Annotated in this window: 14 protein-coding genes; 1 reads left to right on the top strand and 13 read right to left on the bottom strand. The window is 61.5% G+C overall.

The window, feature by feature from the left end; genetic code table 11:
* Positions 1–16: 16 nt before the first annotated feature.
* Positions 17–1291 (bottom strand): MFS transporter, encoded by a 1275-nt coding sequence (locus P9L99_10755; protein ID MDP8223829.1) that lies wholly within the window; start codon positions 1289–1291, stop codon positions 17–19.
* 206 nt (positions 1292–1497) lie between these two features.
* Here P9L99_10755 and P9L99_10750 point away from each other — a divergent pair, with 206 nt between their 5' ends.
* On the top strand, positions 1498–3594 hold the full coding sequence (locus P9L99_10750) for a glutamine--tRNA ligase/YqeY domain fusion protein (protein ID MDP8223828.1): 2097 nt from the start codon (positions 1498–1500) through the stop codon (positions 3592–3594).
* On the opposite strand, the gene P9L99_10745 is transcribed toward P9L99_10750, so the two are convergent.
* From P9L99_10745 to P9L99_10690, 12 genes are all read right to left on the bottom strand, one after another.
* Complete coding sequence (locus P9L99_10745; protein MDP8223827.1) at positions 3587–7660, bottom strand: PAS domain S-box protein; 4074 nt, start codon at positions 7658–7660, stop codon at positions 3587–3589. The genes P9L99_10750 and P9L99_10745 overlap by 8 nt on opposite strands.
* Positions 7661–7824: 164 nt before the next feature.
* On the bottom strand, positions 7825–8700 hold the full coding sequence (locus P9L99_10740) for a hypothetical protein (protein ID MDP8223826.1): 876 nt from the start codon (positions 8698–8700) through the stop codon (positions 7825–7827).
* A 279-nt stretch (positions 8701–8979) separates the two neighbouring features.
* Entirely contained in the window at positions 8980–9762 is a 783-nt protein-coding gene (locus P9L99_10735) for a lipocalin family protein (GenBank protein MDP8223825.1), read from the bottom strand.
* Between the two features lie 156 nt (positions 9763–9918).
* Positions 9919–10857, bottom strand: a complete 939-nt coding sequence (locus P9L99_10730) for an alpha/beta hydrolase (protein ID MDP8223824.1) — start codon at positions 10855–10857, stop codon at positions 9919–9921.
* Positions 10847–12034: a hypothetical protein gene (locus P9L99_10725; GenBank protein ID MDP8223823.1), complete on the bottom strand. Its 1188-nt coding sequence runs from the start codon at positions 12032–12034 to the stop codon at positions 10847–10849. The genes P9L99_10730 and P9L99_10725 overlap by 11 nt, the downstream gene beginning before the upstream one ends.
* 9 nt (positions 12035–12043) lie before the next feature.
* Positions 12044–14083 (bottom strand): IPT/TIG domain-containing protein, encoded by a 2040-nt coding sequence (locus tag P9L99_10720; protein ID MDP8223822.1) that lies wholly within the window; start codon positions 14081–14083, stop codon positions 12044–12046.
* A gap of 52 nt (positions 14084–14135) precedes the next feature.
* Positions 14136–14984 (bottom strand): sugar ABC transporter permease, encoded by an 849-nt coding sequence (locus tag P9L99_10715; GenBank protein ID MDP8223821.1) that lies wholly within the window; start codon positions 14982–14984, stop codon positions 14136–14138.
* Positions 14981–17161: an extracellular solute-binding protein gene (locus P9L99_10710; GenBank protein ID MDP8223820.1), complete on the bottom strand. Its 2181-nt coding sequence runs from the start codon at positions 17159–17161 to the stop codon at positions 14981–14983. Before P9L99_10710 ends, P9L99_10715 begins: the two co-directional genes overlap by 4 nt.
* Positions 17158–18258: a sn-glycerol-3-phosphate ABC transporter ATP-binding protein UgpC gene (gene ugpC / locus P9L99_10705; protein ID MDP8223819.1), complete on the bottom strand. Its 1101-nt coding sequence runs from the start codon at positions 18256–18258 to the stop codon at positions 17158–17160. The genes P9L99_10710 and ugpC overlap by 4 nt, the downstream gene beginning before the upstream one ends.
* Positions 18259–18288: 30 nt before the next feature.
* On the bottom strand, positions 18289–20106 hold the full coding sequence (locus tag P9L99_10700) for an alpha-amylase family glycosyl hydrolase (GenBank protein ID MDP8223818.1): 1818 nt from the start codon (positions 20104–20106) through the stop codon (positions 18289–18291).
* Positions 20103–22025, bottom strand: a complete 1923-nt coding sequence (locus P9L99_10695) for an alpha-amylase family glycosyl hydrolase (GenBank protein ID MDP8223817.1) — start codon at positions 22023–22025, stop codon at positions 20103–20105. The genes P9L99_10700 and P9L99_10695 overlap by 4 nt, the downstream gene beginning before the upstream one ends.
* Complete coding sequence (locus P9L99_10690) at positions 22001–23491, bottom strand: carbohydrate porin (protein ID MDP8223816.1); 1491 nt, start codon at positions 23489–23491, stop codon at positions 22001–22003. Before P9L99_10690 ends, P9L99_10695 begins: the two co-directional genes overlap by 25 nt.
* Between the last annotated feature and the right edge of the window lie 116 nt (positions 23492–23607).

The following is a 23607-nucleotide window of genomic DNA, read 5'->3' as shown; positions in this document are numbered from 1 at the left end:
GTGCGCCGGCTTTCTTCTAGCGTCGCCGCGGACGAAGCACGAAATAAAGCAGTATTCCCAAAGCTAAAAAACCGCCGGACAGCGGACCGGTCAGGCGAATGGCCGTCGCGCCGCAAGACCCGTCAGACAGCGCCACCATCGCGCCGGTGATGGCAATCGACAGGCCGTTGAGCGCCTTGGTCGTGAAATTGTATGTCCCGAAATACACACTGACCGCCTCGCCGCCGCGGTTGCGCGCGCACGTGGCGATCGCTTCGCCTTCCAGCCCCAGCATGACCGCGACCAGCGGCCCGGCCAGCGCGTAAAGCAGTATTGCCGTGCCGAGTAGCGACCCGATCGAAACGATGCCGAGCAGGTAAGTCAGAAAATAGATGACGCACAAGCCGCATCCGGCCCCGACCACCGCCCGCTCCCAACCGATCCGCAGCGAGAGCCGTGAGGCCCCCGCGAAGCAGGGGATGGCCACCAACAGCAACGGGCCGAGGATCAGGGCGACGTCGCCCCGGCTGCCGCGCAACAGATCTACCGCCACAAAGGGGGCGGCGGCGCTCAGCATGGTGAAAGCCATCTGAGAACCGGCGAACACGCAAAGTACGGAAAGAAAACGGCGGTCGGTCAGTGCCGACTTCAACAACGCCGCGGAAGGGCGCGGGCGGCGCGGAGCCCGTTCGGCGCGTGACGCGGCGGGGGCCGCGAAGTAGGCGGCGGGCATTAATATCACCGCCCCGACGGCAATGGCCAAGGCAGCCGCGAAAAAGCCGAAGCGGTCAACGATATAGGGCGTGACGACGAAGGCGATCACCGTGGCGACCAACGTCCCGAGGCCGAGTAGGCTGGAGAGCGAGGAGCGCGTCTTGCGGTCGCCCGTCGCGTAGTCTTCCACGAGACTCCAATACGGAATGGCGAACGCGGTGTAGCCGATGAAATACACGAACATGCCCGCGACCAGCAGGGTCCAACGCCAACCGACGGACATGCCGTGGTAGGGCGCGAAGATCATCGCCAGGCCGATGCCGGGCAAGAGAAAGGAGAACCACAACAGCGATCGTCGTTGGCGGCCGGCGGCGACCCAGCGGTCGGCGAAGGTGCCCGCGACGGGGTCGGTGGCGGCGTCGAAGATGCGAAAGCCCAGCAGCACGAGGCCGACCAGCGCTACGGGGAAAAGGGGTGGAGCCGAAGCGCCGGGGGGCGGCGCGTGGGTGAAGTCGATAATCCATTGGAAGAAGAAGCGTACCGTACACATGATGCCAAGCTGACCGGCGAAAAAGAGAAGTCGCTGGTGCGCGCGCATGCTTCGACTCACTTTGGGTTTGGTGGTGACAAAAGATTTGCCATGGAGCATAACATGCCGCGGCTTGGTGCGCGCGAAGCCCACGCTGTGTTGTGAAGAAGCCTTTTGGATTGCGTGACGTGAGCGCAATCACTATGCTACTTTTCTTGTCGCGATCCGCGCGCAGGTGCGGCGGAAAGCGGAAAGCTAGAAGAAGGAAACACGTGATGGCTGAGGACAAAACGAAAACGATCGCGCCGTCGAATTTCATCAAAGAAATCGTTGACGGGGAATTGACCGCCGGGAAACACGAGGCCGTGGTCAGCCGATTTCCACCGGAACCCAATGGCTACTTGCACATCGGCCACGCCAAGTCGATTTGCCTGAATTTCGGCCTCGCCGCGCAATACGGCGGCCGCTGTCATCTGCGTTTTGACGACACCAACCCCTCGACGGAAGAAACCGAGTACGTCGAGTCAATCAAGGAAGATATCCACTGGCTGGGCTTTGATTGGGCTGAACACGAATACTATGCCTCGGACTATTTCGAGCAGCTCTACCAGTGGGCGGAATTGCTCATCGGGAAGGGCTTGGCCTACGTGGACGATCTCGCCGAAGACGAAGCGCGCGAGTACCGCGGCAATTTCTTCAACAAAGGGAAAAACAGCCCCTTCCGCGACCGCACGCCGGAGGAGAACCTCGACCTGTTCCGCCGCATGCGGGCCGGTGAGTTTCCCGACGGCAGCCGGACGCTGCGCGCTAAGATCGACATGACTCATCCCAACATGAACATGCGCGATCCGATCATGTACCGCATCAAGCGCGCGCATCACCACCGCACCGGCGACGATTGGCTGATCTACCCGATGTACGACTACGCCCACGGGCAGTCGGACGCCATCGAGAACATTACGCATTCGGTGTGCACGCTCGAATTCGAAGACCATCGCCCTCTGTACGACTGGTTCCTCGAAGCTATCGGCGTGGAAAAACCGCCGCGGCAAATCGAATTCGCGCGGCTGAACCTTTCCTACACCGTCGTGAGCAAGCGCAAGCTGCTGCAACTCGTGCGGGAAAACATCGTCGACGGTTGGGACGATCCGCGCATGCCGACTATCGCAGGCATTCGACGACGCGGCTATCCGGCCGAATCGATTCGCCGTTTCAGCGAGCGCGTCGGCGTGGCCAAAGCCGACAGCACCATCGATGTAGCCCTGCTGGAGCACACCGTGCGCGACGTGCTCAACGAAAGCTCGCCGCGCGTCATGGCCGTGCTCCGTCCGCTGAAGGTGACGATCACCAATTTCCCGGAAGACGAGGTTATGGAGATCGACGCCCCCTACATGCCCGAGGATTTCAGCCGCGGTTCGCGAAACGTGCCTTTTACGCGAGAGATTTTCGTCGAGCAGGACGACTTCCGCGAAGATCCGCCGAAAAAATGGTACCGCCTCACGCCCGGCGGCGAGGTGCGGCTACGCTACGCCTGCATCATCCGCTGCGAGGAAGTCGTCAAGGACGATGAGGGTCGGGTCGTGGAGTTGAAGTGCACATGGGACCCGAACTCAAAAGGCGGCAACCCGGCCGACGGCCGCAAAATTCGCGGCACGCTGCACTGGGTGTCGGCGCGCTTCGGCGTTCCGGCGCAGGTGCGCTTGTACGACCGGCTGTTTGTCGACGAGAACCCCGACGATGCGGCCGAGGGCGGCAGCTTCCTGGACAACGTCAATCCGGATTCGCTGGAGATCGTCGACGGCGCGATCATCGAGCCCAGCCTGAGCGAAGCCGCGCCCGGCGATCGCGTGCAGTTTGAGCGGCTCGGCTATTTCTGCGTGGATACCAAGCTCACGACGCCGGACCGGCTGGTGTTCAACCGCACGGTCACGCTGCGCGACACCTGGGCGAAGATCGAGAAAAAGCAGGGCGGCGACAAGGGTGCGAAGAAGGCGAAGGCCAAGGCGGATCGCAAGTCGGCCGACGGTGTGGCGGCCGTGGCGCCCGAGATCGAATTCGACGCCTTTGCGAAACTGGACCTGAGGGTGGGCGTCGTACGAGAAGCCTCGCGGGTCGAGGGAGCCGACAGACTCTTGCGCTTGCTGGTTGACATAGGCGAAGAGAAGCCGCGGCAGATTATCGCGGGCATTCGCCCCTCGTATCCCGAGCCGGCGGAGTTGGTCGGCAAGCAAGTGATGGTCGTGGCGAACTTGAAACCGCGTCAGATGAAGTTCGGCTTGTCCGAAGGCATGATTCTCTCGGGTGGGCGCGGCAAGAGCTTCCGCGTCGTCACCTTTGACGGCGAATTGAAGCCCGGCGACAAGGTTAGCTGACCGGCGCCTCTTCCTCGGTGGCAAAACGGTCGGGCCGCGCGACCGTGTCGAGCACCTCGCGCACTTTCTTGGCCAGGTCATCCACGTTGAATGGCTTTTCGATGAAGGCGACACCTTCTTCGAGCACGCCGTGCCGGGCGATGACTTCGGCCGTGTATCCCGACATGAACAGCACGCGCAGGTCGGGGCGGAACTCCGTAATGCGTTCGTACAACTCCTTGCCGTTCATCCCCGGCATGATCACGTCGGTCAGCAGCAGATCAAGGCCGTCGGCGTTCTTGGTCGCCAGCGCGAGGGCGTCGGCGCCGGTGTCGGCCACCAGCACGCGGTACCCGTTGAGTTCCAGAATCTTTTTGACGAGGGTGCGCAGCATTTCCTCATCTTCGACCAGCAGCACCGTCTCACCGCCCTTGCTCGGCGGTATCGGCTCGAAGCTTGTTACATCGTCCGGCTTTTTTTCGACGGCGGGCAGATAAATGCGCACCGTCGTGCCGACGTCGATATCCGAGTCGACAAGGACGAATCCGTTGTTCTGTTTCACGATGCCGAACACGGTCGCCAACCCCAGGCCGGTGCCTTTGCCGCGTTCTTTTGTGGTGAAGAAGGGTTCGAAAATGTGTTCGAGGGTCGTTTCGTCCATGCCGGTGCCGTTGTCGCGCACCACGAGCTTCACGTATTCGCCGGGTTTGGCGAAGGTGTGTTCGGCGCAGAATTCCTCGTCGACGGTGGCGTTGACGGTTTCGATTACGATGCGACCGCCTTCCGGGAGGGCGTCGCGGGAATTGACAACGAGGTTGAGCAGCACCTGGTCGATCTGCCCCGGGTCGGCCTTGATGTAGTACAGGTCGCTCCGCGTCTGCAATTCGAGTTGCAGGTCTTCGCCGATGACGCGCTCGAGCATGCGGTGAGCGTTTTCAACCACCGTGCTGATCTGTAGGATTTCCGGCGAGATCAACTGTTTGCGGCTGAACGCGAGCAACTGCTTGGTCAACGCGGCGGCGCGTTCGGATGCGTGGCGTATTTGCTGGACGTCTTCAAAGACCGAATCGTTTTGGTCCAGACGCCGCAGGATCATATCGGCATAGCCGGTGATGCCGGTCAGAATATTGTTGAAGTCATGCGCAACGCCGCCGGCCAACCGGCCTACGGCTTCCATCTTTTGCGATTGGCGCAATTGCGCTTCGAGGGTGTCGCGTTCCCGCTGTTGCCGGCGGTGGCCGGTCAGGTCGCGAACGATGATGGAGGCGCCGATCAAGTGGCCGTGGCCGTCGGAAATCGGCGAGATGGTCAAGGCGACGTCGATCAGTTTGCCGTACTTGGTGAGGCGCTGCGTTTCGTGATTGACGATGCTCTCGCGGTGCTGGATTTTGTCGAGGATCCACTGCAGTTCCGGACCGCGTTCTTCGGGGACGAGGACGGCGATCGACTGCCCCGTGATTTCATCCGCGGTGTACCCGAACATTCTCTCGGCGCTGCGGTTCCAACTGGTGATCAAGCCGTCCGGTGCGTTGCCGATGATCGCGTCGGTCGAGGATTGCACGATGGCAGCCAGTCGAGACTGCATTTCGACGGCGCGCCGATGCTCGGTGACGTCCTCGCCGATCGCGGCCGTGCCGATGATTTGCCCGTCACCCGCCCGCAGAAAGGTGTTGTTCCAACGGATATGCCGGCACTCGCCGTCCTTGCTGTGAATATCGTGCTCGACGTGTGCGGGAATGCCGCCGGTGCGAACCGAACGCTCGAAAACCTCGCGCGCCTGCGGACCGGGGCGCATCGGGCTTTCAAACCAGTTTTGGCCCACGATGTCTTCGCGCTGCCAGCCGGTAAGACGCAGCAGGTAGTCGTTGGCGAAGGTCACTTTCCCCTCGGTATCGAGGGTAATCGCGACCAGTTCGACATTCTGCAGCATCGTGCGGAATCGGGCTTCGCTGGTTTGCACGGTCAGTTCGGCGCGCTTGCGTCCGGTGATGTCGAGCATGACGCCGTGATACAGCGGTGCGGCGTCGATCCGCTTGGGGTCGATCCACACGCGCATATCCAACCAGTGGATGGAATCGTCGCGGGCGATGATACGCAACTCTAGTTCGACATGCGGCGTGCCGCCCGTGGCGGCCTCCTCCAAATGGCGCACAACCCATTTGACGTCGTCGGGATGGATGATGTCGGGCAAACCGGGGCGGCCGCGGGTCAACTGGGCGGGCGAATAACCGAACTGCCGCACGTTGTCCGTGACGAACTCCACCGGCCAGCGCTCCGTGCCGCGCCACGTGATCGCCACGGCGGGGCTGCGGTCGATAACGTCCACTAACGCTTGGTTTTTCAGTTGCTCCTGGCGTAACTTTTGTTCGGCGCGTTTTTGCTCGGTGATGTCGCGCACGACCAGCAGCAATAAACGATCCTCGCCGATCCGGGCTTCCAGCGCGCTGATTTCGACCGGGAAGAACGTGTCGTCGGCGCGGTGATGGAGGGCCTCGTACCGCAAGCCCTCGCGTACCGACTCGTCGCGCAGTGCAGCTTCTTCGCCGCCGTCGCGCCGCAAATCGCGGTAGTTCATCTCGAGGAATTGTTCGCGCATAAACCCGTAGGTGGATACCGCCGCGGCGTTCACTTCCCGAATCACGCCGGTGTGGGCGTCGACGAACAAAATGGCGTCGCGGCTGTGCCGGGCGAGAAGCTGGTACTTTTCGAGGATTTCATGCTCGCGGCGCTGTTCGGAAACGTCGCGCATCACCGCGACCCATCGCTGTGCGATCACCGGGTCCTTACGCATGGGCGAAACGGTGGTTTCCATAACGAGTTGTCGGCCGTCGGCGGCGAGCATGGTCCACGTCCCGCGCCAAAAGCCGTCGACGCTAATTGCCGTTTCGAGGTCGCTTTTAAGGTCGGCGAATGCGCCAGGGCTCTGCAGCGTGTGGACGGCACGGCCGAGTAACTGCTCGCGGGTGTAGCCGAAGGTGTCGAGCGTGGCTGGATTGACGTCGACGATTTCGAATTCGTCCTTGCCGCCGAGAATCAAAAGGCAATCGTTGGAGCTGTCGATAATCGTCCGCAAGCGCGCGCGGCTGCGCTCGAGTTCTTCCCGCGTCTGTTGGATGGCGGTGATGTCCACGATGACGTCGCAGAGCGAAACAACCCGCCCCAACTCGTTGCGAATCGGATTGGCCGAACAATCGCACCACAGTTCACGCCGATCTTTGCGAATCAGACGTTTTTGCATGCGGTAATGCGGAATCTTGCCGCGACGCAAGCGATCGAAATAGTCCTGCGCGGCCTCGACATCGTCGGGATGGGTGATATGCGCTTCTTGGATTCCACGCAGTTCATCGGCGCGATAGCCGGTCAACTTATGCCAGTATTCGTTGCAATAGAGGTAACGACCGGACAAATCGCGCACCGCGATGCCGCAACTGGCGTTCTCAAAAACGGCGCGATAGCGCGCTTCGCTTTCAATCACCTGTTGTCGCGCGCGATCAAAAAAGACCAACAGCAATCCCAGCGCGACGGCCATTTGCAGCGTCGCGCCCAGAATGAAACCCCAAGGCGCCAGATATTCCACCAAGCGCAAGAACGGGTAATCGGTTTTATGCAGGCCCCAGAGGATGAAACTCACGCCTAAGATCACCCGCCCGGTCACGCGCGTGGACGTGTCGCGCAGCAACGCGACGCCGGTGATGATGTAGGCAACACCGAGGAAAAGGTATGTGGGCAGGGCAAGCGTGACGAAGGATTTCTGCAGGTACATCGCGCCGACAATCCAGATTATGTCTAACACCGCGGCGACGGCGATCCAGGAAACGCGGCGAACGTTGATGAACAGCAACGTTCCCCACAGCAGAAACGCGCCGCTTAGCAGCGCGGCAATGTGTTCGGCGGCGAGTAGGGCGCGATATTCGTAACCGAAGTCCATCAAGAGGGTGAAAAGGAAACGGACGCCGTACAAGCCCCAACTAATCGTCCAGATGCCCAGATATCGCTGGCGTTCCCGCACGTAGATGAGGAAATACACGATCGCCAACATTAAGGTGCCGATTAACGTTGCGATGATCGCCGGTATGGTCCAACTCATGGTGTTACCGTTTTTCCAATCCCATTCGTACGTCCGCTACGGGGAGCCAACCCCTTCACTATCATCGGGTTTTTGTCGGTGGAACTCAACTATAGCGATTCTTTGAAGGTAGAGAAACGGGGCGGCATTTGCCGCCCCGTCGATGTGATTTCGTCCGGTGAAGTCTAGAAGGTAATCGGCACGAAAATCGTATGCAGGGTAATGCCTTCCTCGGCGAGCTTGGCCTGCGTCTCGGCCTCGGAGTGCGTCGAGCGCGGCGGCGTCAAGGCGTCGGCGTCGGTGATAACAATGATCATCCGCGCCGTCGTACTGGTCCAAGCCAGTCCCGTCGCCGTCTCCCACACACCGTCGTAAAGAGATTCGGGCCAGTCGCAGCCACCGACGACATTGATGGAATCAAAATAGCCCGTAATTTCCGAGCGGTTGCCGGCGTCGGCCATAGGTAACAGGCCGGCGGAATTCACGTCGTACCAGGGATTGTCGCAATCACGGTCTTTGTACCAAGCGATAGCCAGGTTGCCGTTTTGCGATTGCACTTCCGCGATAATGCCGTTGAATTCGGAGGACACGGCAGCTTGGTCGTCCCACATCGAACCGGTGGCGTCGAGCAGAATCGCCGTGTCCGAACCGTTACCGCCGCGTTCGTCGATAATATCCCGAATCTGGCCGGGCACGTCGCCGGCTGAATCGGCCGTGCGGTTTTCCCCCTCTTCAGCAGGCGGAGCGCCTTCATCCGTGGGCGGGTCGCCGGTCGGGTCGCTCAGATCCTCGGCCTTCTCTTTCGCTTGGCAATCGATAATGTAGGCTGCGCCCAACACATCTTCCTGTGCCGCGAGCAACTCCTCCATCGCCTCGTCAGCCGCCTCACCGAGATCGTCGCGCGTTAGGCCGACATATTCGAGCAAGTCGTTCAGACAGACTTCGCCGTCAAACACGACATCGGCCAGCTCTTTAATGGCGTCTTCCGCTTCATCGCAAGCCATCATGCTGCCACACGCCAACAAGGCGACGAGCGACACCAACAAAGCCAGTTTCTTCATTTTGTTTCACTCCTTGGCCTATCCCAGGACAGAACCGCGAAAAGCACTCCGGCGTCCCTCGGAGAGGCAATATTTGGACTCGATTGTTGATGAAAACAAGTTGCTTGCCGGTAACGTAGCGAAGAAACTCCGAGATGTCAATTTATCGGAGACTTCCGGAGAATCAACGGGCCTTGTTCGCGCCGGGAAAGAAAAATGCCGCTCCCGGAGGGGGGGAGCGGCAAAAAGGGAGATGAGGTTCGGCTGTGGTGAGAAGAACCTATGGTTACGGGATCTATGTCATGGTGTCGCCTGCGGCGTAAAACTCAGTTTTTCCAGGTCGTATCCGCGCTCGACTAAAGTTTCGAGAATCAGGTCGAGTCGGTCCGGATTCATCTGCGGTGTGCGGCTGAGTATCCAAAGGAAATCGTCGGTCGGCCCGCCCACAACTGCCCATTCGTAGGGCTGGTCGCCGGTGCGGCCGTCGAGTTCGATCACCCAGTACGGCGCGCCGAATAGCGGGACGAAGAAGACCTTCAGCCGCGCATTGGTGACTTTGTCGACAACCTTGGCGTAGGCCTGCGTCTTCTTGTAAAGGCCGTCCAACGACCCGACGTAGCATTCGTTCAATACGGTGATCGTGCTGTCGGGGCGAGGCGTGTACGTCGCCGTCGTGCCGGTGCAGCCGCGTTGAAACACCTGCTCGTACGTGGCGATTTCGTACCAACGGCCCACGTAACGATCCAGATCGAGCGTGGCGACCGTAGATCCGTCGGCCGTCAGCGGAGAGAAGGTTGTTGCTTGCACGAGAAGTTGCTCCCTGGTTAGATTCAGCAAATCGACGTTCGCCGCCGCCAATTCCGTTGTCGAAAGATCGAGCGTTGACGAGGTCACAGTCGTGCCGATGGGTTGGATCATATTCGTGTCTTCCGAGTCATCATCTCCAGCTTCGCCACATCCGGCAGCCATAAATGCGATGGCGATCAGCAGAAACCCGGACAGGGCGAACGTGACGAAATCCCTGTCAGAGCGGAATAACGACCGGGACGCGGTCCGAGGTGATACGTTGATTTTTGCTTTCATTTTCTTCCCTTTCAGCCTCTTGTTTTCTGTGTTCCAAAGACAAAGCAAACGTAGACACCAAACGAGAGTTGTCAATATTAAATATGGACAATATTCGTTCGGGCGAACAGGCTGTGTGGTGAATGACCCGTAAAATGTTCGGTATTGTCAGTTATTTCAAGGGTTTGCAGGTGGACGAGTGACGTCTCGGAAAAACCGAAAAAATTCGTCGCGAATGGGTCCCTCGTGACCGGGAATAAGGTCCACGATGGGCGAGAGGTGGCTGCCTTCAGGGATTTTGACGTATGTCACCGACGCGCCCGCGCTTCGGAGCGTCTCGGCGAAACGGGAGGCTTGCGCTTCGCTGGTCAACTGGTCGCCTTCGGCGTTGACGATCAGCACCGGCGGAATGTCGGCTTTGGCGTGCTTGATCGGTTGAGCGGCATTCAGATTTTCTTCCGACCCCATGACCTTCAATAGGATTTTCGGGTCCAACAGATTGTCGCGCTCTAAATCGTAAGCTCCGGAAAGGAGAACAACGCCCGCCAAATCCGTCGGCGCGAAGCTCAAGAGGGCGCGCAGGTCGTCTTTTAAAAGCATCAAGGCGACAAGGTGCGAGCCGGCCGAATGACCGCCCACCACGATCCGCTCCGGGTCACCGCCGTATTCGGCGATGTGGTCGTGTATCCAATTCAGCCCCGCCGCGACATCGTAGGCAAAGGCCGGGTAGGTGACCTCGGGATAGAGGCGGTAGTCGAGCAGCACCGTGACGATACCCTGGTCGTGCAACGCCTTGCCGAGAACGGGATACAAGCGCCGGTTGCCGGATTTCCAGTAACCGCCGTGTACGAAGACGAACACCGGCGCGGGCTCGTCACCGGTCGTGCGGATGATATCCATTTTTTGTAGGTCGGTCGCGTCGGGTGTATACGGCACGTCGCGCACAAATCCGGAATAATTGGCGCGGAAACGAAAGCCGCTGACCTGCGCCGTAAGCAATGCGCGCCAGCTTTTGACTTTCCCGTCTTCACAGCCAACCAACCCGGCGAGTAGGGCGATGCAGAGGACGGCGGCGACCGCCGTGGATATCGCCCGCGTGGCGCGCCTACTTCGCATTGACCGTCAGGTCTCCGAGATCATCGACCGAAAATCCGTTGGTCGTACCCGGGTCGAAATCGCAGTACCGCCAACTCACCGCGTTCGTGTACGCGAAGCGGTAGGCGTAATGATAGGAACCAGCCGTATCCACCGTGAGGGTTTGCTGAAACTCGTCGTTGTCGTCACCGGTGTGGCCGCTGTTGAACTCAGCATTGACCCACGTGAATTTGTCCGGCCACGTACGCGGATCCTTATCCGTCGGGCCGACTCCGACTTGCGCATGCAGGTCCGGCGCTGGCGAACCCAGGCCGGTCACGCCGGGAATGTAGACCTGCCCGAAAATGTCTTCGGTGGGCACGGAAATCGTCGTGGTGGTTGACTGCGGGTATTGCAGGTCGCACCAATCGACGTTGTTGGGCCTGGCGTGCACGCGGCCCATGTCTTCCGGATCGAAGCCGTTGGTCGTGCCTTCGTCGATATCGCAATAGGTCCACGTCCCGCCCGCGTCGGTGGAGGCGCGCACCACGTAGGCGTAGGTGTTGCCGGCGCCGAACGTGAGCGATTGCTCGTACTCGTCGTTGTCGTCGCCGCTGTGACCGTAGTTGAAGCCCATGGCGAACCACGAGAACGCGCCGGGATTGGCCGTCGGGTCCACGCCCGGTGAAGCGATGCCGAGTTGCACGGTCAGGTAGGGTAGCGGCGTGGCGCCGCCGGTCTGTCCGGGAATATACACGCGACCGTAGATCGTTTCAGTCGGCGTGCCTTCGACGGTGATCGTCTCGAACGGATATTGAATGTTGCACCAATCGACGCCCGGCGCGGTCGTGTCGTTGTCATCGTCATTGTCATCGTCGTTGTCATCATCGTTGTCATCATCATCGTCGTCGTCGTCGTCGTCATCATCGTCGGCGGTATCGTCGTCCGTGGTGTCATCGTCCGTGGTGTCGTCGTCCGCGGAGTCGTCGTCCGCGGAGTCGTCGTCCGCGGTGTCGTCGTCGTTATCGTCGTCGTTGTCGTCATCATCATTATCGTCGTCGTCATCGTCATCGTCATCGGCGCCGGCGGCGTCGTCGTCGTCGAGCAACGGACCGTCGGCGTCCACATCGTCGTCATCGTCGCGGCCGCCGCAATCGGAGGCGATCATGGCGAAGGCGGTGAGAATCACGAGCAAGAAAACGAGTAGTCGCGTGGTCATGATCTACTCCTACCGGCTATCGTTAACAAACAGCGCGCCCATTTGGGCGAGGGTGAAGTCGCCGGTCAGTCCCCCATCCAGGTCGCAGTATTCCCACGTCAGGCCGCCGTCGGTCGAGAAGCGGTAGGCGTAGCCGTAGGTGCCGGCGGCTCCAGGCGTGATCGACGTGGCATACTCGTCGTTGTTGTCGACCGACACGTTGAACGCGGCGGGTGACCAATCGAAGTCGCCCGGGTTGGTCGTCGGATTGCTGCCCTGCGTCGCATAGCCGAGTTGCGCCTGCACGATCCCCGAATCCTCGCCCGTGCCCGTGTAACCGTCTACGAAAACCTGGCCGTAAATCAGTTCTGTGGCCACGCCGACGACCGTGGTCGTCTCGCTCGGATACTGCAGGTTGCACCAGCCGATGGGCGCGACGATCTGCTCGACCACATGCAACGTGCCAAGCTGATCGGTGCTGACGCCGTCGCTGCTGCCGTTGAGGTCGCAGTAGGTCCAGCTCGAACCGCCGTCGACCGAGAAACGGTAGGCGTAGGCGTAGTCTCCGAGCGTGTCGGGGTCCATTTGCACCGCATACTCGTCGTTGTTGCCGTCGGAAATGTTGAAGGCGGCCGCTTCCCACGTATAAGCGCCGGGATAGCCGCTGGGGTCCGTGTCCTGCGGCCCGAAGCCCGCCTGGCCGGTGATCGAGCCCGAAGGCGTGCCGGTGCCGGTTTCATCGGCGACGTACACGCGACCGTAAATGTTTTCGGTCGGGTTGCCCAGAATCGTCGTGGTTTCCGCCGGCCAGTGAAGATTGCACCAGCCGACCTCCAATTCCTGCTCGCCGACGGTCAGCGCGCCCATTTGGTCGGTCTGGAAGCCGTTACTGGAGCCGTCGAGATCGCAATACACCCAACTGGCGCCGCCGTCACCGGAGAAACGGTAGGCGTAGGCGTAATTCCCTTCGGTGTCCTCCACGATGGGCGTTTGGTATTCGTCGTTGTTGTCCTCGACGTGATCGTTGTTGTACGACGCGTTGGTCCACTCGTAATCGCCCGGGCTTGCCGAGGGGTCGGCGCCGCGATCGCCCCAGCCGACCTGCGCCAAGACGCCGCTGCAGAACTGATCGCCGTCCGTGCAGCCTTCCACAAAGACGCGCCCGTAAATGCCTTCGGTCGCCGTGCCCGGTTCGGTTTGCGTCGAGGGCGGATACTGCAGCACGCACCAGCCGATGGTGTACTGCACTTCCGCAACCGTCAGCGTGCCCATGGTCGAGGGGCTGAAGCCGTCGTCGGTGCCCACGCCCCAATCGCAGTACGTCCACGTCGCGCCGCCGTCGCCCGAAACGCGGTAGGCGTATTTGTAAACGCCCTCTTCATCTTCGGTGATCGTGGCCATGAACTCGTCGTTGTTGTAGCTCTCGTCGCCCTCGATGGGCGCGAAATCGGGGTTGTACGCGGCGTCGGTCCAGGTGAACAAGGACTCATCCACCGAAGGATCGATGCCCTCCTCGCCGTGGCCGACCTGCATGGTGATCGACTCGCACGCCGAACCCTGTTCTTCGGTGCAACCCTCCACGAACACATGGCCGTAAATCGGCTCGCTGGGTACGCCCGGCGCGGTTTGCGTGGCTTCCGGCCAGCGGATGGCGCACCAGTCGATCTCCACGCCCGGCTCGCCGTAGTAGAAACCGTTTTCCAACTCGGCGAATTCGCCCCCGGGGTTTTCGACCTTCACCGTTACCGCGCCGTTGCCGCCGGCGGGCGAGGGAGGCGTGTTGGCCGACAGTTCGGTGCTGCTGCTGAAGGTGACCGAGTCGGCTTCGCTGTCGCCGAAGTAGAGCTTGCAGCCGTCCTCGAAGGCGCGTCCGTAAACAATGACCGGCGTACCGCCCGCGACCGGACCGGTGCCGGGCTGTACGGACAGCACGACGAATTCGTCGTCGTCATCGTCATCGCCCGCGTCGCCGCTGTCGTCGTCGTCATCGCCGCTGTCACAGGCCACGACATTTACCAAGAGACTGAGCGCCGCGAGGGCAGCCAGCAACCAAAACCATTTTGTGTGCATGTTTTTCCCCAATCTGCGCGTCAAACGGGTCGCTTCACCAAGCCCGCCTAGTTTATCCCTTAACGCCGCCTGCCGTCAGGCCTCCCACGAGGTGCCGTTGGAGGGCGAAAAACAACGCCATCACCGGTACCGACACCAAAATCGCGCCCGCCGCGAAGCGGCCCCATTCGGTCGAGTAGTCGCCGACGTAACGCTGCAACGCGACCGGCAGCGTGAACATGGTTTCTTCCGATAAGAAGGTGGCCGCCAAGATGAACTCGTTCCACGCCGTCATGAAACTAAACAGCGCCGTCACCACGATCGCCGGGCGGGCCAGGGGCAGCACGATCTTCGTGAAAATCGCAAAGCGGCCCATGCCGTCCATCACGGCGGCTTCTTCCAGATCCTTGGGAATCGTATCGAAGTAGCCTTTGAGCATCCAGACGCAAAAGGGAATCGCCGTCGTGGAATACACCAGCGCCATGCCGGTCAGCGAATTGAGCAGGTGCAGCTTCTGCATCAGGATGTAAAGCGGGATGGCCATCACGACGCCCGGGAACATCTGCGTCACCAGCAGCATTGTCATCCCGGCCTTGCGCCCCGGAAACACGAAACGCGAAAAGGCATACGCCGCGGTGGTCGCCAGCGTCACGCCGATCAACGTCGTAGCCAACGAGACCGCCACGCTGTTGAAAAGTTGATGCGCGAACAACCAGTGCCCCGCCATGTCGCGCGCCAAAATCAGGTCCGTAAAATTGCCCAGGTAGAAATGCCGCGGCAGGGGATTGGCCGACAGCGAAAACGCCTGGGACGGCGTCAGCGCCATCTTGATCACCCACAGCACCGGATAAAGCGTGACCAGGCAAACCAGCGTCAGCGCGGCGTTGAGCAAAAAGGATGTCCAGGCGCGGGGCGCGTTCATGCCGCCTCCTCCCCGCCGGTGATCCGTCGCGTCAGCCGCGAGTAGACGATCAACGTCAAAAAAATCAGCGTTGCGTAGGCCGCCGCGTATCCGTATTGCTCCTGCCGCGTGAAGGCCCAGCGATACGCCTCGCTTATCAAAATCTCCGTCGCCCCGTCCGGCTCGCCGCCCGAGACTAGGTAGATGATGTTGAACATGTTGAAGGTCCACACGCTGCCCAGCACCACGGCGGGCACCAGCGCGGGCCTGATTTGCGGCAGAATCACCCGGCGAAAGCGCGTCCACGGCCCGGCGCCGTCCATCAGCGCGGCCTCTTCGAGGTCTTTGGGGATCGCCTGCAGCGCGCCGAGGGCGACGACCATCATGAACGGAAAGCCGAGCCACGTGTTGGTCGTGACGTTGGCGGCGAACGCCGTCCAGAAATGCGAGAACCAACTCACCGGCTCAAGCCCCAGCAGGTCGAGCAAGCCGTTGATCGCGCCGAACTGGCTGTGGAACATGCCCTTCCAAATCAGGGCGGTGATGTAGTTCGGCACGGCCCACGGCACGATCAGCAGCACGCGGTACACGCCGCGCAGCTTCAGCCATTCGTTGCGCAGGAGCATCGCCATCGCCAGGCCGATCGACACGTGCAGCGCCACGTTCACTGCGGTCCACATCACGGTCACCGCGAGTGTGAAGTAAAACGATAGAGGGTCGGTCACGGCGTAATCGGCCCCGGCAAGGATGCTCGCGAAGTTCGCCAACCCCACAAAGGTGAACGTGCCGCCCTTGTGCGAGAAAAACGCCACCGCGGTGCCCACGACGAAGGGGATGAACACCAGCAGCAACAAACCGACGGCCGTCGGCAGCAAGTAAAAATACGCGTGTCGGCTCTTGCGCATCTGCGCCAATGCGCCGGCGCGTTTGACCCGTATCGCCGTCCAGCCCAACCACGCGACAATCGCCAGCAGCGCGAGGCCGATGTACGGCCACGGATTCTTCGCCGGCGGCGCGGGCCGCGCGATCACCATGAGATGGTGTTGCGCTTTGGCCATCGCTTCGTCGGGCGACAGCGAAACCCGTAAGGCACCCCGTAGCGCTTGCGCGGCCGGTTCCCACACCGAGCGCATGAGCGGGTTGTTGGGCATCGGCTCGCTGTGTTCGATCTGGGCGCGAAACTGCAGCACATGCGGATCGACATTCAGGTCGTCGGCGTCGTACACCGCGGCGGCGGCGACCAACTGCTTGCCTTTTTCCAGGCGATAACGTGCGCCGTCACCCAACGCGAGGAACTCGGCCACCGCCAGCGCGCCCGCCGGGTCCTTGGCGTAGGCGCTCACGAGCGCGGCCTCGACGGTCAAAAAGGGTGCGGCCGGTTTGCCCGTGGCCGACACGATCGGCAGCGGCGCCACGCCGTAATCGATGCGCGGGTCGATTTCGCCCAGCATCCACGGGCCGTTGATCACCAGCGCGGCCCTGCCTTCGTTGAATAGCTGCGAAACGAGCGCCCCGGTCGGCTCGGCGGGCAGCAGCTTGCGCTCCATCAAGTCGGCGACGAACGCGACGGAAGCCACGTTGCCGGGGTTGTGCAGGTCGGCCTTGCCCTCCGCGTCGAAAATGTGACCGCCGAAACCGAACAGCCAACCGGCGTGGTGGTAGAAGCTACCCGCCTCATAGGCCAGGCCGAACCGCTTCGCGGCGGGATTCGTGTGCGTTTCGAGAAACGCGACGAGTTCGTCCGTGGTGGCCGGGGGCTTGTCGATCAAAGCCTTGTTGTAGAGCAGGGCGACCGACTTGGTGGCCAGCGGCACGCCGTAACGCTTGCCCTGAAAACGCAGCGCGTCGACGGTGACCGGGAAAAAAGCATCCCACGAAGCGGGCGTGAGGTCGTCGTCCAGGGGCCGCAGCAAGCCCGAGCGCGCCCAGTCGCCCACCCGCTCGTGCGCGAAGATGAACAGGTCCGGACCCTGACCGCGCGGAATGGCCGAGGTGAGCTTGTTGGCGTAAGCCTCGTGCGGCACGGCGAGTAAGGTGACGCGCTTTTCCGGATGAGCCGCGTTCCAGGTTTCGATCAGGCTTTCCAGCGCGGCTTGCTCGTCGCCGCGATAGCTGTGCCAGAGGGTGAGCGGCGAGGCCGTCGCCACGACCGCCGACAGACAGAGGAAAACAACAAGGATGGCGAGCAGTCGTCTCATGACGGACGAATCGCGGCCTCTGTGTGGCGATCGAAAAGATAAACCTGCGCCGGGGCCACGCGAAAGGTGACTTCCCGCTCGGGCGTCAGCCGGGCGGCCGCCGCGGCGTCGATTTGGGCGACGCACGGTGACTCGCCGACGCGCACGTGAACGTAGGATTCGCCCCCTACCGGCTCAACGACCTCCACCACGCCTTCCACTGCCCCGCCGTCGCCGTCGAGTTGGAGACCGGCGGGCCGCACGCCGACGATTACTTCGGAGGGCGCATTGTGTAGGGCGCGATAGGCATCGGGCAAAGTCAGCGACAAGCCGGGCGCGGTCGCCGTCGCGGCGCCTGCGTCAAAGGTTGCGGGGAAGAAATTCATCGGCGGGCTGCCGATAAAGTGCGCCACGAAGCGGTTGGCCGGGGTGTTGAAAAGGTCGCCCGGCGTGCCGATCTGCTGGATGATGCCGCCTTCCAGCACGACGATGCGGTCGGCTAGCGTCATCGCCTCGACCTGATCGTGGGTGACGTAAATCATCGTCGTGGCCAGGTCGCGGTGCAGCTTCTTGAGTTCGACGCGCATCAAACTGCGCAGCGCCGCGTCGAGGTTCGACAAGGGTTCGTCGAAAAGGAACGCGTTGGGTTGGCGGACGATGGCGCGCCCGACCGCGACGCGTTGCCGCTGCCCGCCGGAGAGCTGCTTGGGGTAGCGACTCAGCAGGGGCGACAGGCCCAGCCGCTCGGCGGTCTCCGCGACGAGCCGGCGGACTTCATCCTTGGGCATCTTGCGTACCGAGAGCGAAAAGCCGAGGTTTTCCTCGACCGTCAGGTGCGGGTAGAGGGCGTAGGATTGAAAGACCATCGCCAGGTCACGGTCTTTCGGGTGTACGCGGTTGCTGAGACGGCCGTCGATGAACAGCGAGCCGGACGTGATTTCCTCCAGCCCGGCGATGCAGCGCAGCAGTGTCGATTTGCCGCAGCCCGAGGGCCCCACGAGCACCAGAAACTCGCCGCGCCGGATGCCCAGGTCGATGCCCTGGAGGATGACGTTATCGCCGTAGGCCTTGACGACATCCCGCAGTTCGATGAACGCCGCCGCTTTGTCCTCCGTCATAATGTGCGCCTTGTGCGTATCGGCGGGCGTTTAGTTGGCCCGCACGTAGATTTTCCCCCCGCGGGGCTGCACGGTGACCGCCAGCTTGCCGTCTTCGCCGACGATCACCTCGTCGTCGGTCACGTCTTGATCGTCGAACACGTTGACCAACACCGTGCCCTGCGGGAAGCTCGTTTGCATATCGTTGCCTTCCTGCCCTTCCATCCACGCCGCGCTGGTGACGCTTGCGTGCTCGTCGTTCGTGTTGACGACGACCAGCACCGTCTCGCCTTTGTATTCGCGCTCGAAGGCGAAAATGCCTGCATCGAGTTCGCTGCCGGTGCGCTCGCTCGACCAGCGAATCTGCATGTCGCCGCGCCGCAGGGGCAGGTATTTTTTGCGCAGCTTGATCAGGTGTTTGATAATCTGGAAGGTCTCGTTGCTCGTGCCGAAACCGCTCGTCCACAGATCCTCGCGGTTGAAGGGGTCGTTGCCGCCGTCGAATTGCTGCTCAGTGCCGTAATAGAGGCAGGGGATGCCGTCGATCGTGAACATGTAGATCAGCACGTTGTGCAGCATGCCGAGGTTCGGATTATCGTACAGGTAGCGCGACAAGTCGTGGTTGTCGATGAAATTGACCAACAGCTTCTGCGGCGCGATGCCCTTGCCGTCTTCGTCGGTCGGCCCCAGTTCGTTCGGGACGCTTGAGTAATTCGTCGCGCGGGCATTGAACAGATTCTCGATTTCCGAGGTCGGCCCACCGTACTTGAACACGCCGTCGATGACCGTGAACTTGTGTGAGAAATAGAAAACCGAATCGATCGCGTTGTTGAACGTGTACCCGCCGATCAACGCGTCGTCGCCGTCGAAGGCCTCGCCGAACATGAAGAAGTTGCGTTTGCCGTGTCGCGCGGCGAAGCGCCGGATGCCGGGGCAGAAGGTTTGCCAGAAGCCGTGCTCGATGTGCTTGAGTGTGTCGATGCGGAAGCCGTCGAAGTCGGCGGCGCCGATCCAGTAGCTGAACACCTCGATCATCTTCTCGCGGACGGCGGGGTTGGTCGTCTTGATGTCTTTTAGCCCGCCGGGGAAATCGCCGAGCACGACTTGGTCGCGGTTGTTCCAATCCCACACGCGGCCCATGCGGTTGTACCAGTTCGGATTCTGGAACTCCGCCGGCTGCGGCGGCACGCGATTGATCGCCGGATCATACAACCAGATCATCGGCGCCGGCCCCGCCTCGCCCAGGGAGGTGCTGGCTTGCACGCCGCGCTCGTCGTAATCGGGGTCGTACTCCGACACGCGCGTGACCATCGAGTTCGTGCCGCTGCCGTAGACGGATTCGTCGGGTCGCCCGTTGCCGTTGATGTCGTAGAAGAAAAGCTGGCCGATGTGGTTGGTGACGATGTCCAGAATCACCTTGATGCCGCGGTCGTGGCAGGCGTCGACCATCTCGCGCAACTTGGCCAGGTCGCCGAAATGCGGATTGACGTCGATGAAGCTCTGCGTCCAGTACCCATGGTAGCCGGCGACCCCGGCGTCCTGCTCGACATTGTTGACCACCGGCGAAATCCAGATGGCCGTAACGCCCAGTTCGTCGAGGTAGTTGAGCTTGTCAATCACGCCCTGCCAGTCGCCACCGTGGTAGGCGGCCGGGGCGTGGGCGTTGACGTTGTAGTTATTCGTTTTATCGCCGTCGTCAAAGCGGTCGACCATGAGTTGGTAGATGACTTCATCCCGCCAATCGCCGACGTGGGTGCCGATGTCCCACTGGTCGGTGATCGGCGTGAGGTCGACGCAGCCCACAAACAAAGCGACCAGAGCCAGCGTCAGCAGCGGCGGCAAAGCGAAAAGCAACAGGCGGCGCATCATTCTTTCTCCCATTGGATTCGGTAGACTTCGATTTCGTAGGGTGTCAGCGTCACCGACAGGCCCTGGTTTTCCACGTTCTTGGCCGGCAGGTGTGCGGGGGCCTTGTCCGGTTCGAACGCGTCGTAAAACAGCAGCGTGCCGCTTTCGGGATCCATGCCCATGAAGGCGATCGCGTCCTTGGCGAGTCGCAGATCAAACGCGTGGCTGATATTGGAAAAGTTGGCGACCACCAGCCACGCATCGCCCGATGCGGCGTCGTACCGCGCGAAGCTGTACACGTATTGGCCGTGGCTGTAGCGCCAATTATCTTTGTTGAGGTAGTTGAAGGAATAGAAATCGCCCGTCGAGAAACCCGGCTGCTGCGACAGCGCGATCAAATCGGCGTAAAACTTCCGCAGCGCGCGACGCCCTTCCTCCAGGCCTTCGCCGTCGTATTGGTAGCCGTTGACCCACTGGACCATGCGCGGCATCGACCCGTAGTCGAAGATCGACGTGCGGCCGTCTTCCCCGCCGAAGCCCTCAGCCTCCGCCGCCTCCTCGCCCACTTCCTGCCCGTTGTAGATCAGGACCGGCCCGGTGCCCATCAGAAAGAGCGTCGCCGCCACGGGCATCCCGGCCTGGTAGCTGCCGAAGCCGGAATCATCGGGGCTCTCCCCGGCCACCACCGGCGAGGCGATGCGCCGCTCGTCGTGGTTCTCTACGTAGTGCAGCGCGTTGCGTTTGAGGAAATCGGTTTGCTGGTTCAGGCTTTCTTCCAAGTCGTTGGCCCACTTGCCGCAACAGAAGATGCCTTTGACCGCGTCGTAGGAACTATCGTCGTAAACGGCGTCGAACCCGACCTTCAGCATGTTCTCGAAAGAAAACTCCGGCACGCCGTCGCCCGTGTAGTAAGCCTCGGCGAAAAAGAAGACTTCCGCGTCGCGCTCCCGCGCCGCCGACACGAGGTATTGCCACGCGTCCAGCGGCACGTAATGCGCGAAGTCGCACCGGAAGCCGTCGACGCCCTTGCCCTGCCAGTAGGCGAGTACTTCGTTCATGATCGCCCAGGTGTCGGGCACCGGTTCGTACACCGCTTCGCCGGTCGTGAAGTCGTAGCCGTAGTTCAGTTTGACCGTCTCGTACCAGTCGAATTCGCTGACGTCCGGCGAGGTCACGTTGTTGCCGGTCGCCTTGGGCACGTCGCCGGGCGGGTTGCCGTCGTTGTTTTCGGTTTCGACGGTGCCGTCGGCGCCGGCGGGTCGCGGCCAGTGGCTCGGTTCGGGAATGCTGAGCACTTGTCCTTCCGGCTCGACCAGATAGAAGAAATTGTTCTGCGGGTGGAAAAACAAGCTCGTGTCGTCACCGTCGCCGAAATTCAAATCGGGCCGCACGTCCGAGTCATAGGTGCGGGCCACGTGATTGGGCACGAAGTCGATGATGACCTTCATCTCCGCATCGTGGATGCGCTGGACCAGCGCTTCAAACTCGGCCACGCGATTTTGCGGGTCCAGGGCGTAATCGGGGCAGATGTCAAAGTAGTCCTTGATGGCGTAGAAGCTGCCCGCCTTGCCCTTGAGCACGTCGGGGTCGTCGGCGGGTTGCGGCGGGTCGAGGTGGGAGTAGTCGGTGTTCGTCGCCTGCTGCAACACGCCGGTCAGCCAGATGTGCGTCGCGCCCAATTCCTTGATTGCCGTCAGGGCGACCTCGTCGATGTGCTCGAACTTGCCCACGCCGTTAGCGGCCAGATCGCCGTCCCACTCGCGGTTTTCGTTGATGTTGGAGAACAAGCGCGGCACGAGTTGGTAGATCACCACGCGCTGCCCGGCTTCCGCCGCGGGGGGAGCGTCGAAATCCTTGGTCTCGTGCTTTTCGCCGCAGCTTGGCAGCAGCAACGCGCCCAGCAGCGCCGCGACGATCAGTAGGTGCTTGAGTTGAACCACCATTCCACTCCAAAGCCCAGGAAGTGATCTTCCTTCTTGAGTTGCCGCTCGTCACCGGACGGATAGGTGCGACGGGCCGCCGCGTTGGGCGTGCTGTAGGTGTAGGTCAGGCGAAATTGGGGCCGCTTGTAGTTGCCGCGGCCCAGGCTGACGATCTCGATCGCCGAGTACTGGAACACCTCGGAAATTTCATGCTCGTCGGTCTGCGGATCGAGGCCGAAGGGGTAGTGCTGCTGGTAACCGAATTCGAAGCCCTGATGCAGGTGGTTGGTGATGAACACCACCGGCCGCACCGCCAGCGCCCCTTCCACAAAGTCGTCGGTGTCGTACTTGTTGACGTCGGCGTCGACGAACTTGCGAATGTATCCCCCGGCGAGTACGCCGAGCCAGTGAAATTCGTAGTTGGCCGAGAGTGCATAAACGGTTTCGGTCGCCCCTTTGGCGGTGCCGTCGTTGTTGGTGCCGAAGGGCACGCCGAACTCGCCGTACGCGGCCAAATCCCACGCGTGGCGGTAGAACAGGTTCACGTGGCTGTCTTTGCCGAAGCCGAAGAAACCGATTTGCCCGCCCACGGCGTAGCCATCATCCTCCGGGGCGGTGACGGTGATCGAATCCGGCTCGTAGTTAGGCACTTCGTCCTCGATCAACGCGCTGGGGATGCGCTCGCCCTTGGGGATTTGGTGCTGCTCGGCGTACGCGACGAACTTCATGCCGAAATCGCGGTACACATTCGGCCACAAGTACTGCAGGCGCAGCGAGCCGATGTAACGCTGCCGGTCGAGCATCACCTTTTCCCGCGAGCCGATCACCTTGCCGGGCACTTCAATTGTTTGGAACTGATACTCGTTGTCCAACCGATTGACGCCCGCGTGGAAACGCGCGTCGATGCCCTGCCAATTCGCGCCGATGCCGCCGCCGACCGTGTTCAGGTTATCCAGCGGCCAGTAGTCGAGCAGGTAGATGTCGTCGCCCCGGACCATGCGCGAACCGGCCCACAGGTAAATCCACGGCACATACGGAATGAATCCCCACGCTTCGGCGTAGAGATTGCGCACCGCGAAGGTGTCGTTGAAATCGCCGTCCTGGTGGGCGTAGGGCTCGAAGAGCGCCAATGTAAACAGCACCTGTGTGCCGAACTCGTCCACCGGAGACTGCAGGCGGTACCGGAATTCCAGCTCGGCGTAGGAACGCTCGAACAGTCGCGGACCGTGGCCGACAATGTTGCTGTCGCGCCCCTTGTTTCCTTCGGTGTCGTTGGTGACCTGTATGCGTCCGTAACTGCCGAAGGTGAACGCGCCCGCGTTCTGGTCGAGCGCGGCGGGCGGCTCCGGCTCGGGAATTGGTGCCACGGTCACGGGTTCCGGCGTGGGCTCCGCGGGCGGATCGTCGGCCTGGGCCAGAGCGAATCCAGCGAACACGCACACCAAGGCCACGGCCATGGCAAGGCGAAAAATGGAAGTTCGCACGGAGATGGCATCCTATAAAAAAGGTTTCAATATCAAAGGTTTTCTATGCGGCGGGGGCTGTCTTGTCAATGCGAGACGGTGCGCGGGCGACAACCGGGGCGTGGAGAAGGCGTTTT

The sequence above is a fragment of the Candidatus Lernaella stagnicola genome (assembly GCA_030765525.1).
Taxonomy (GTDB): domain Bacteria; phylum Lernaellota; class Lernaellaia; order Lernaellales; family Lernaellaceae; genus Lernaella; species Lernaella stagnicola.
The sequence above is the reverse complement of the archived record's forward strand: the minus strand, read 5'-3'. Positions and strand labels throughout refer to the sequence as shown.